Source organism: Melaminivora sp., assembly GCF_032059615.1.
Lineage (GTDB): Bacteria > Pseudomonadota > Gammaproteobacteria > Burkholderiales > Burkholderiaceae_C > Melaminivora.
On the sequence record NZ_DAMCAM010000039.1, the window covers coordinates 18,276 to 29,465 of the forward strand.

Sequence of the window (11,190 nt, forward strand, 5' to 3'; positions counted from 1 at the left end):
CGGCGGGCCTTTTGCTTTTCTGGAGCAGACGTGATCGCTGGCACCCTGGAAATTCAGATGATGGCGAACATGGTGCACCTCGTAGAGGGCATCAAGGTCGCTCAGCAAAAGGTGGACGCTGGCATGGCAGCGATCCAGCGCAGCGCCGACATGGCGGGGCGGGCCCTGGGCGGCTTGGCCGCTGCGTTCAGCGTCGCCAAGGTGGTGGCGTACGCCGACGCGTGGGGCCAGCTCTCCAGCCGCATGGCGCAGGCCACGGGCAGCGTGCAGGCCGGCGAGGCTGCCATGAAGCGGCTGATGGAGGTCAGCAATAGGGTCTACAAGCCAATTGCCGATACGTCCGAGCTGTTCATCCGAACGTCGGAGTCGCTCAAGCAGATGGGTTACACCACAGGCCAGACGGTGGCCATGGTCGAGACGCTCAGCTACGGCCTGACCGTCTCCTCAGCTTCGGCGGACAAGACCAAGAGCGTGATCGACGCGTGGTCGAAATCTCTGCTGCAGGGCAAGATGACCATGGGCGAGTACCAGACGGTCATCAGCGGCGCGCCGGCGCTGCAGAAAGCGCTCGCCGACTCGTTGGGCGTGACCATTGCCGGGCTGCAGGAGATGGTCGGCAAAGGCCAACTCACGGCTGAAAAGCTCATGCTCATCACCTCGCAGATGCAGGAGCTGGGCCGGCAGGCCGACGCTATGCCTGCTACGGTGGCAGATGCATGGACCAAGCTGAACAACAACTTGACCGCGTGGGCGGGAAAGACGAACGAGGCGACGTCCGCAACATCCCTGTTGGTTGGAGCGCTCGGCATTTTGAGCGCCAACATTGACGCGACAGTCACGGCCTTGATGACGCTGGTTGCGCTGGGGGTTGCAAACTGGCTTGGGGTGGTAGGCGCTGCAGCAACGGCAGCCGGCGGCGGCTTCACTGCAGCCGCCATTGCAGTGAAGGGGTTCATCGCATCGTTCGGGGCAATCGGCTGGATCATTCTGGGCTTGGGGGCCCTCGCCACCGCATGGCAAGTCTTCGGCAATAAGGCCAAGGACGCCGGCGCCGCAGCAGAAGGCGCCGCTTCCGCGTCTGAAGGTGCCGCGCAGAAGATGCTGAGCGGCCTGACGCCGACCATCGACGCTCTGATCAAGAAGTACGACGACCTGATCACCAAGCAGCGTGAGGCGCTGGGACTCGCGCCGTCTACGGTCAGCGCGCTCAACAGCGAGTACGAGCAGGTGGCTAACAAGTTGCGCGACGCCGGCAAGATGCTGAGCGACATCAACACGCGCTCGGGCAAGTTCGCGGGCATGGGCGGCCCCGAGCTGGACCGCGAACGCAACGCAGCGCTGGAGACCCTGGCAACGCTGACCCGCCAGCAGATCGAGCTGGACGGCAAGGCCGCCGAAGCCCGCAAGAACGCGGTGGCGCAGTACGTGCAGGACACAGGGCGCATGACGGAAGCTCAGCGCCAGGCAGCCGACCTCGCCAAGGAAAACGCCAGGCACCAGGAGGCCTTGACGCTGGCCGAGGGCGATGCGGCGCAGACCGCGCAGGTGAACGCCGCCCACCAGGCCGCACTGGGCGAGATCCGCGCGAAGTACAACAAGGCCGGCGTGCAGGCGTCCAAGCAGGCAGACGAGAGCTACAGATCCCTGATCACGAGCATCCAGGAAAAGATCGCCGCCGAAAAGCTGGAGATGCAGACCGGCGAGAAGCTGACCGAGGGCGAGAAGATGCTGATCAAGCTGGACGCGGAGCGCGCGTCTGGCAAGCTCAAGCTGACCGGCGTGCAGTACGAATCGGTCCGGGCTGCGTTGGGTGAGCTGACGGCGCTGGAAAAGCAGACGCAAGCCCAGCAAGAGGCCATCAAGGTCTCACAAGCCGCCGCCGATGCACGCAAGAAGGAGTCGGACAGCATCGAGGACTGGATGCGCTCGCAGCAGGAAGCCGCAGCCGGGGCCCTGAAGTCCATCAAGGATCGCGTCCAGGGCCTGCAGGAAGAAGAGCAGGCCACCGAGATGGCCCGCTCGCTGAACATCACCCTGGCCGAGGCCATCGAACGCGTCGCCCTGGCGCGGATGAAGGAAAAGCAGGCCGGGTTCTACAAGGACAGCGAGGGCTGGAAAGAGCTGCAGCGCGAGATCGAAGAACGCGAGAAGCTGATCGGCCTGCTGGGCAAGAAGGGCGTGCGCGAGCGCGAGCAGCGCGCCTGGGTCGACTTCTTCACCAGCATTGACCGCACCGCCCACGACGTGTTCGTGGATGTGGCCAACAACGGCATGGACGCCTTCAAGCGCGTGGGCCAGACCATCAAGGCTGCCGTGCTGGACGTGCTGTGGCAGCTGGTCGGGCGCCGCTGGCTGATCCAGATCGGCACGAGCTTCTTCGGCGGCAACTTTGCCGCGGCGGCCAACTCGGCGGTTGGTGCACAGGGTGGCGGCATCCTGGGCATGGCGAGTAACGCCAGCACGCTCTACAACGGCTACGGCATGTTGAGCGGCGGCGTTGGCGGGAACATGGGCGCGCTGTCCGGCTTGTGGGGCGGCACGATGAGCGGCGCCAATGCTGCGGGCTCCATCTTCGCCAACACGGTTGCTTCCACGGGCGCAACAGACGGCCTGTCGGCCTTGCTGATGACCAACAATGCCTACGGCACGGGCGGTGCTGCCGGTGCCGCCTCTGGCGCTGGCTGGGCCGCAGCCGGCTACGCCGCCGTCGCCGCCCTGGTGCTCAACGCCCTGGGCGCTTTCAAATCCGACAAGCCCGTGGGTGGTGGTATTCGCGGCACCTTCGGTACGGGCGACATCAGCCACTACGAACTCTGGCGCCAGGGCGGCTCGCTGTTTTCTGGCCCCGAATACTCGATCAACGACCGCGCCCGGGAAATCCGCGAAACCGAAGCCCGCTTGCAAGCATTGCGCGACAAGGGGCAGGGCGGCACGGACGAAGCCTATCGCCTGCAGCAGCATGCCGAAGCCCTGCACCGCAGCTACGACGAGCAGATCCGGGGATCCCAGCAGATGGGCAAGACCCTGGACGATGCGTTCTTGGCCATGCGCAAGAACACGTTGGGCATGGCCGAAGTCCTGGGCATCAGCACGGACGCGCTCAAGGACTGGACCACGACGGTCGGCACCGACCTGATCCACCCGGACACAGGTGGACTTGGCATAGACCTCAAGGACCTGGACGCCGAAGGGGTATCGAAGAAGATTCAGGAAGCGCTTGCCACCGCCAACAACCAGCTCGCGGAGCAATTGATCGGCCGGTGGGTCACCACGACCGAAGAGCGCCGCCGCACCAACGAGACACTCACCCCCACCTACGGCGACGCGGACATTCCGGGCCAGTGGGAAGAAGTGACGGAATCGATCACCCGCACCACCTACGTCGCCAGCGAGTATGCGAAGGAGGGCGAGAAAGCCATCGACACGCTGACCCGGCTGGCCACGAGCCTGTCGGCCACGAACGGCATGTTCGAGATGCTGGGCATGGCGATGTTCGATGCCTCGCTCGCAGGGGGAGACCTGGCCAGCAAGCTGGTGGATGCCTTCGGCGGGTTGGAGAACATGGGCCAAGCGGCCGGCGCGTTCTTCCAGAACTTCTTTTCGGCCGACGAGCAGCGCGAGTACGCCCGCCGCATGATCGCCAACCAGCTCGAAGCGCTGGAGCTGGCGATGCCCGACATCAACGCCATCGACGCCCGCGACCAGTTCCGGGCGCTGGCCGAAGCCCAGGACCTCACTACCGAGTCGGGGCGCAAGGCGTATGCAGCCCTGCTGCAGCTGTCGGGAGCTTTTGCCCAGGTCACCACGTCGGCAGAACAAGCAGCCGAAGCCGCAAAGCGCCAAGCCGAAGAGGCCGCACGCGCCGCAGAGCAGGCCAAACAAGCCGCCATCCGCAGCGCCTACGACATGTTCCGCCGCGCCGTGGACCGCGACCGCTCCGCCCTGCAGGACCAAGCCAGCCTCATCGGCGACGCCATCGACGGCATCAGCAGTGCCGTGGAGATGCTGCAGGACAACGTGCGCGACCTGTACGGCACGGTGGACAGCACCGCCCAGATGCTCGCCGCTCAAGGGATGGTCTACATCGAGCAGGCGCTCGGAGGGGTCCGCGCCGGTGGCTCGCTCACGGACTACGACCGTCTGTCGGAGGCCATCGGCGCGGCCCGCTCGGGCATCGACGGCGGCGCCTACGCCACGCAGTTTGACCGGGACCGCGACACGCTGGTCCTGGCGGGGCAGTTGTCCGAGCTGGGCGAGCTGGGCGAGGTGCAGCTATCTGTCGAGGAGCGCCAGCTCAAGGCGATCAACGCGCAAATCGAGTACCTGGACACCCTGGCCAAACGCGCGGACGAGATGGTCAACGGCACCGCGGCGCTCACGGGCACGGTGGACTACTACTTCCAGCAGCTCATGGGGTTGCTGGGCGTCAAGGGCGGCGGCGCCACAGGCCCCAGCTACGGCGGCATCCAGACGGGCGGGAGCGCAGGCGGCGGCATGGGCGGCGCTCCTGCTCCCGCCTGGCAGTACGGCCAGGGCTACCTGACCGACCCGCAGCGCTTCCAAACGGAGTACGACTTTGGGCGCGGCCGGGGCTCGCACGACGTGGTGGACCCCGCGCAGATCGCAAAGTTGCGCGACGTGCGCGCCATGCTGATGAGCGAGTACGGCAGCGGCACGGCCGAGGACCTGCAGCGCGTGGCCGACAAGGCACGGGGCATGGGAGCTACGCAGGCGGACATTGCCTCTGCCCTCGGGTACTGGCTGGAGGATGTGCGCAAGGAGTTTGCGGCTGTGGGCATCCCAGCGTTTGCGTCCGGGGGCATGCACTCGGGAGGCCTGCGCGTGGTGGGAGAGCGTGGTTGGGAGCTGGAGGCCACGGGCCCGGCGCGAATCTGGAACCAGCAACAGCTGGGACAGGCGTTGGGCGGACAGGCGTCCGCACGCACAGAAGCCCTGCTCGAGCGGCTGATTGATCGCGTTGAGCGGCTGCAATCGCGCATGGACGAGGCTGCCGAGAACACGCGCGTGTCCGCTGAGACGCAAGACGATGTGACCGGTGGGGGTAACGCCATGCGCGCTGAAATCATGAACGTGTCGGCATTGGCCAAGGCCATCGCCCAGGAGATGGCATGAACACGTCCGCGCGGGTGATGGTGCCCGTGAAGATCATGCCTGCCATGATCGCCGCAGGCACCACGGTTGCCGAGCCCAACGTGGCCGGCGGCGAGGTGGCCTGGGTGTCTGGAGCGGCCTACGCGGTCAACGACGTGCGCACCCACCAGGGCGCGAAGTGGTCCTGCGTGCGCGCGCATACCGGGCGCACCACGCCGCCGCCGGCAGACCTGAGCTACTGGCTGCGCAAGGGCCCGTCCGACCGCATGGCGCCGTTCGACGACTACGCCTCCACCAAGGCGCGTGGCCAGGGTACGGTGTCGTTCGTTCTCACGCCGGGCTTTGTCACGGGGGTCAGCGTGTACGGACCGGAAGGGGCGGCCTATGCCATCACCGCGCGCAGCACGCCCGGCGGCCCTGTCATCCGCGAAAAGCATGGCGACCTGTTCGCGCAGGCGGCAGGCTTTTGGGAGCTGCTTTTCGCCCCACTGCCGGCCTTGGAAAAAGTGAGCCTGGACGGCATCCCACTGGCCCCCAACGCCGAAATCACCGTCACCGTCACGGCACCAGCCAACGGCGCCGTAGCAGTCGGCGACATCAAGGTAGGCGACTGGCGCCAGCTGATCGGAGATGCAGATTGGGGCGGCGTGGAGTACGGCGCGGAGGCAGAGCGTAAGAGCTACACCTATCGCCGGGACAACGATGACGGAACCTACGACATCGTGCCACGCGGCAATGCGCGCAATGTGACCTGCCGCATCGTCATCGACGCCGAGCAGGCCATGTACGCGGACGCCATCCTGGGCGAAATCATCAACGTGGCGGTGCCCTTTGAGGCATCGGGCCTGCCGCGCTACGGCTACCTCAACACCCTGGGCTTCGTCTCCGGTGGCATCCGGGCCGACACCTGGGGCACCACTTCACTCAACCTCAGCATAAAGGGCAACATCTGATGGCAGTCCAACCAGCAGCCCAGCTTTCGCAGATCCCGCCGTTCCCCTCTCTGGCAAAGCGGGCGACGGGCGAATACAACGGCATGGCCTATACCTTCGGCACCCACATGGGGGGCACGGACGACGCAGCGCCCGGCCCCTTCGTGCCAGAAATGAACGCCCTGACGATCAATGTGCAACACAACGCGCAGGAGGCGGCCAACGCAGCCAACGCCGCAAGTGGTCACGTCGATGCCGCCTACGCCTACGCCGTCGCGGCGCAACAATCGGAGGGGATCGCCACCGCCAAGGCTGGCGAAGCAGTCACCGCGCGCAACGAGGCGGTGCCGGCCGCTGCCACGGCAGTCAGCGCGCGCAACGAGGCCGTGCCCGCAGCCGCTGCGGCAGTCAGCGCGCGCGACCAGACTCTCGCCTACCGCGACCAAGCCGAGGTGTTTGCCACCCAGCAGCTCAAGGCAAACAGCACCACGAGCGTTACGCCCAGTGCCGGCAGCAAGACGTTCGCCGTTGAGTCCTCGCGCTCGTTTGTGCCCGGCATGTACCTGGTGGCCACCAGCCAGGGTGTGCCGGCAACCCGCATGTCGGGCTACGTCACCAGCTACGACCTGGTGACTGGCCAGCTGGTCCTGGCTGTCGATGCTTTTGCCGGCTCGGGAGCGCGCGCGGACTGGGTGATCGGGGTGGCGGCTCCTGGGGCAGATGGGCAAAAGCCCGCAGACGCCATGACCATCGCCTACACCGCCGGCCGCGTCTCCAGCGTCACCGAGGACGGGGTAACCACCACGATCAACTACGACGGCCAGGGTCGCGTGTCCACGGTGAGCTATCCACGGGACGGCAAGACCCGCACCGAAACCTATACCTACAACCCAGACGGCTCCATGGCCGGAATGACCGCAAGCGAGGCGTGAATATGAGCAGTCTTGATCCTGTAATCCTGAACGAAGTGATGCGCACCCGCGACCGTGTAGTGCGCGGTCAGGTCGTGCTCACGGTGCCGGTATTCGTCTCGCGCACATGGGTTGCCCCGGCGGACGGAACGCTGCATTTTCGAGCCATCGGGGCGGGCGGGTCGGGCGCGGGCGGCAGTTCTACTGCTCGCAGCCCTGGCGGGTACAGCGGGGCATGGGGCGCAAAAACAGTACGCGTCAAGAAAGGCGACACTGTAGTTGTACAGATCGGCGCCGGTGGCGCCAGCGCGGTCTCCTCTGCTGGTGTCAACCCGGCATCTGGCAACGCTGGAGGCGATACAAAGATCACCGTTGGTGGGGTGACATACGCCGCTCCAGGTGGCCCTGGTGGACCGGGTAACCCAACAGTGGGATTGCCCAACGGCCCAAGCCTGCCGGCAGCCTGGGATTTTGGCGCGGCGTCCGTAAAGCCCGGCTATGTCGGCGCAACGGGTGGTTGGACGACGGGCGGCGCTGGCGTGGACATCCTAGCTCAAGGGGGCAACGCGACTACATCCGCCGGCACGGATTTTAGCGGCGGCGGCGGCACTGGCGGTCCGTCGTCTGGTTCGATTGGCGGTGGCGCTGTGGGCACGGCGGCGGCAGATGGCAGCCCTGCGGCGAATCCGGGAACGTATTTTGACGCAGGGTCGGCGGCCGAGTGGGGTATTAGCTTCTATGGAGGCAGCGGCTCCACCGCCGGCGTTGGCGGCAACGGAGGCGGAGGCGGAGGCGGAGGCGGAGGCGGAGGCGGAGGCAATGGTGGCGGTGGTAGCGGCAGTGGTTCAGCGACCAGCACAGGCGGCCTCGGCGGAGGTGGCGGCGGCGCAAAGGGATTCAATTCAACAACCTATACCACATCTTCGCCTGGCGGTAACGGCTACGCCTTCCTCAAGTTTTACGCTGACACGGCGGTGTGACCATGCGATACCAACTCACAGACGGCAACGTCATCATTGCCACGCCCGAGTTCGTGGCCGAGCACTACCCCGATGCAGTGCGGCTACCTGAGCCGGTAGCAACCGCAATGCCCGAGCCGCGTCGCATCACAGTAGGCGCGTTCTTCGACCGCTTCGGCTCGGCAAAATGGTCCATCCTGGCGGACAGCAATCCCCAGGTGCAGGCGGTGATCCGCGATGCGAGCGTGCGCACCTACATCGACCTGGACAACGTTGATTTGCCAGCCGGGCTCGCGCTGCTGATTGCCGCTGGACATGCGATTGATGCGGATGCGGTGATCGACGCTCCCGTGCGGCAGGAGGAGCGGCCGTGAACCCCTCCAAGCTGCTGACCATAGCCGGCGTCCCGCCCGATCTACACCGACAAGCACAGGACGCCCTCACCCTCGCACAAGGCCGCTCAAGCGGCCTTTTTGCTGCCAAGCTCAAAACCCGCCTGCTCAGGGCCGGCAAGATCGCAAAGGCCATGCCGTGGGAAGCCGAGCGATTGATCGACGTGCGTCCCGACTGGGCCGACGACGACATCGCGCCCATGCTCAACATCACCGGGCACGGCGATAACGGCCCGTGGCACGAGACGCCCGCTGGCGGCAGGCCGGTGGTGGGCTACTGGCTCAACCCCGATCCGGCAAGCGACGAGTACCGCGAAGCCGTCGCCAAGTGCTACTGGTGCCCCGGCCACCATCCCCGAAGCGACAAGGCCCGCAAAGCCTGGTATCGGCGCAACGGCGGCGAGTACCGCGCCTGGAGCCTGGGCATACCCGTGGACCCCTCGCTACCCGTCGAGCGCTGGCAGGGCAAAGAGGGGCGCTTGAGCGTGTCCGTGGTGCGCTGCGGGGATGCGTGGATCCTCAACACCGAGCGGCGGCTGATCGGCCCGCTGGTGCTGCGCGGCCGCTACGGGTTCGAGGTGGACAACGTGTTCTCGGGTCAGTACTCGCCGCAAATGTGGTTTCCGATCCCCGGCTACGAGCTGCGCGCTCCTGTCACCTGGTCCACCGTGCCCCGCTGGGAGGGTTGATGCCCGCCTCTGCCTTGACCGACGCCAACCCGCCCAGCGCGGGTTTTTTGTTGCCCGCAAAGGAGCTGTACCGCATGCCCACTACCGCCCGACGCATCATGAAATTCGACCCCACCGTCAACAGCGGGACCATCATCCAGACGCTGGTCTTTGTCATCTCGATTGCGGTGGCCTACGGCGCCTACCGCGAGGACCAAACACGCCAGGATGGCCGCATCACGCAGGTCGAAGTGCTGGCCGACAAGGATCGGGACGCGACGAAAGAGTCCCTGAAAGAGCTCAAGGGCCAGGTGTCCGACCTGCAGAAGTCCACCCAGGAGATCAAGGAATCGCTGGCCATCCTGCGCGGGCGCGCCACGGAGTCCGGGGGTAAGCGATGAGGCTGGTCTCCGACTGGCGCACGGTGCTGCGCCGCGCATGGAGCGTGCGCTTGTCGCTACTGGCCGCGGTGTTCACCGCCTGGGGCTCGTGGTGGGCCTACCGCATCTACGGCACGCCGCTGTACATCACGATCCCCGCAGTGGGTCTGAACTTCGCGGTAGCCGCGGCGCGCGTGGTCAAACAGGGGTACAGCGATGCGTAATCCGCAGCCACCACAGCCAAAGCCCATCCCCATCAACACCAAGGGCGGCGCTGTCGTCCTGGCAGCAGGGGCTGGGATTTTGGCCCTCCTGACTGCCTGGGAGCCAGACAAGCGCGACCCCGGGCTGGTCTACGCGGACAAGCTCGCTCAGGGCCTGCCAACGGTTTGCCGTGGGCTCACGCGCCACACCACGAAGCTGCCGGTGGTGGTGGGCGAGCGCTGGTCGCCTGAGAAATGCCTGCAGGAAGAAACCGCCGTGCTGCTGCGCGTGCAGACGCAACTGGCGCGGTGCTTTACCCGGGCGGACGTGCCGCAGTCGGTGTTCGACGCGGCCAGCAGCCACGCCTGGAATCAGGGGGCTTCGGCCACGTGCGGCAGTGGCGCCATGGCGGCGTGGAACCGCGGCGAGTGGGAGCGCGGCTGCAACCGGCTTGCGCGCGGCGATGACGGCTCGATCGTGTGGAGCTACGTCAGCCACATTGACCCGGCGACGAAGAAAAAGGTGTTCACCTTCGTGCAGGGGCTGGCGAACCGCCGGGCCGACGAAGTGCAGCACTGCCTGCGGGACGTGCGCGAAGGCCGCGCGACCGTGGTTGCTCAGGTAGAGCCGCAGGAGCCGGCGCCGCTGACGCCTGAGCCGGTCGAGCCCGTGCCGACCCTGGCCCCGGAGCCGCAGCCTGAGCGCCTGCCCTGGTGGCGCCGCATCTTTGCAAGGAGCTGACATGCCGACAAACCCGATTTGGTGGGCCATGCTGCAGTGGTGGAGGTGGTGGAAGTGATCGCGCCAATGGGGTATGCGCTCATTGCAAGCGCGGCGCTGAACCTGCTGGCCGGCTGGGCCTGGCTCGACCAGCGCGACACGGTCACGACGCTGCGCACCGAGGCCAAGGCACAAAAGCGCGACTTGGACGCTGCGCGCGCGGACGCCAGCGCCTGCAGCGACGCCACGGACGATCTGCGCACGCTGGCCGATCAGCGGGCGAAAGAAGCGGACGCGGCCCGCGCGCAGGCCCGCAAGGCATCGGCCACCAGGGCAAAGCGCGCCGACGCCATCCTTGCCGCACCGCCGGCCGTGCCCGGCGACGACTGCGCCAGCGCCAGGGTGAGGGTCGACAACTGGCTCAAAAATCGGGGGGCTCCGTGATGCGTGCTATCTACTTCATAGCTGCTTGCGCAGTTCTGGCGGGGTGTAGCGCCGCCCCGGTGGTCAAAATGCAGAGGGTCGACGTACCTATCCCTGTGCAGTGCCAGGAGCCGCTGCCGACGCGGCCAGTCTACCCAACGGAGGGGCTGCGCCCGCCTGTCAGCCTGGATGGCTTCGCCGCTGCCGCGATGGCCGAGATCGAGCGGCGCGCGGGGTATGAGAGTGAGCTTGTCGCGGCGCTGGAAGCGTGCCGGGCGCCGATCGCGGCAAAGCCGGCGGGTGGGCTGGGGCTCAAGAGGTAGGCGCTCTGCCAGCTCGATATTCCCGCGGTGGGAATAAAGCAAAAAGCACGCTACCTTTTCGATAGCGCGCTTTCCTTGTATAGCTTGGTGGGCCCTGAGTGACTCGAACACTCGACCAACGGATTAAGAGTCCAACCCTCAACCTAGTATCCATGCGGGTTCCGGG

General features: G+C 66.4%; 9 protein-coding genes. All 9 read left to right on the forward strand.

The features are described from left to right. Positions 1 to 69 precede the first annotated feature (69 nt). The 9 genes from RT051_RS09920 (at position 70) to RT051_RS09960 (ending at position 10,722) form a co-directional block, all read left to right on the forward strand. Entirely contained in the window at positions 70 to 5,133 is a 5,064-nt protein-coding gene (locus RT051_RS09920) for a tape measure protein (protein ID WP_313075876.1), read from the forward strand. Further along, complete coding sequence (locus RT051_RS09925; protein ID WP_313075879.1) at positions 5,130 to 6,065, forward strand: hypothetical protein; 936 nt, start codon at positions 5,130 to 5,132, stop codon at positions 6,063 to 6,065. Before RT051_RS09920 ends, RT051_RS09925 begins: the two co-directional genes overlap by 4 nt. 107 nt (positions 6,066 to 6,172) lie before the next feature. Then, on the forward strand, positions 6,173 to 6,976 hold the full coding sequence (locus RT051_RS09930; protein ID WP_313075881.1) for a hypothetical protein: 804 nt from the start codon (positions 6,173 to 6,175) through the stop codon (positions 6,974 to 6,976). A 961-nt stretch (positions 6,977 to 7,937) separates the two neighbouring features. After that, on the forward strand, positions 7,938 to 8,288 hold the full coding sequence (locus RT051_RS09935) for a hypothetical protein (protein WP_313075885.1): 351 nt from the start codon (positions 7,938 to 7,940) through the stop codon (positions 8,286 to 8,288). Positions 8,289 to 8,440: 152 nt separating this feature from the next. Further along, on the forward strand, positions 8,441 to 8,995 hold the full coding sequence (locus RT051_RS09940) for a hypothetical protein (protein ID WP_313075887.1): 555 nt from the start codon (positions 8,441 to 8,443) through the stop codon (positions 8,993 to 8,995). A 74-nt stretch (positions 8,996 to 9,069) separates the two neighbouring features. Further along, on the forward strand, positions 9,070 to 9,375 hold the full coding sequence (locus tag RT051_RS09945) for a hypothetical protein (RefSeq protein WP_313075890.1): 306 nt from the start codon (positions 9,070 to 9,072) through the stop codon (positions 9,373 to 9,375). Next, complete coding sequence (locus RT051_RS09950; RefSeq protein WP_313075892.1) at positions 9,372 to 9,578, forward strand: hypothetical protein; 207 nt, start codon at positions 9,372 to 9,374, stop codon at positions 9,576 to 9,578. Before RT051_RS09945 ends, RT051_RS09950 begins: the two co-directional genes overlap by 4 nt. Next, positions 9,571 to 10,299, forward strand: coding sequence for a glycoside hydrolase family protein (locus RT051_RS09955; RefSeq protein WP_313075895.1), 729 nt, complete (start codon positions 9,571 to 9,573; stop codon positions 10,297 to 10,299). Before RT051_RS09950 ends, RT051_RS09955 begins: the two co-directional genes overlap by 8 nt. A gap of 48 nt (positions 10,300 to 10,347) precedes the next feature. Next, positions 10,348 to 10,722: a hypothetical protein gene (locus tag RT051_RS09960; protein WP_313075898.1), complete on the forward strand. Its 375-nt coding sequence runs from the start codon at positions 10,348 to 10,350 to the stop codon at positions 10,720 to 10,722. Positions 10,723 to 11,190: the final 468 nt, after the last annotated feature.

What these genes read in the sequence shown, in the direction of transcription:
- RT051_RS09930 (WP_313075881.1), top strand. Translation starts at nt 6,173, where the DNA reads ATGGGGGGCACGGACGACGCAGCGCCCGGCCCCTTCGTGCCAGAAATG.
- RT051_RS09945 (WP_313075890.1), top strand. Translation starts at nt 9,070, where the DNA reads ATGCCCACTACCGCCCGACGCATCATGAAATTCGACCCCACCGTCAAC.
- RT051_RS09920 (WP_313075876.1), top strand. Translation starts at nt 70, where the DNA reads ATGGTGCACCTCGTAGAGGGCATCAAGGTCGCTCAGCAAAAGGTGGAC.
- RT051_RS09955 (WP_313075895.1), top strand. Translation starts at nt 9,571, where the DNA reads ATGCGTAATCCGCAGCCACCACAGCCAAAGCCCATCCCCATCAACACC.
- RT051_RS09935 (WP_313075885.1), top strand. Translation starts at nt 7,938, where the DNA reads ATGCGATACCAACTCACAGACGGCAACGTCATCATTGCCACGCCCGAG.
- RT051_RS09940 (WP_313075887.1), top strand. Translation starts at nt 8,441, where the DNA reads ATGCCGTGGGAAGCCGAGCGATTGATCGACGTGCGTCCCGACTGGGCC.
- RT051_RS09950 (WP_313075892.1), top strand. Translation starts at nt 9,372, where the DNA reads ATGAGGCTGGTCTCCGACTGGCGCACGGTGCTGCGCCGCGCATGGAGC.
- RT051_RS09925 (WP_313075879.1), top strand. Translation starts at nt 5,130, where the DNA reads ATGAACACGTCCGCGCGGGTGATGGTGCCCGTGAAGATCATGCCTGCC.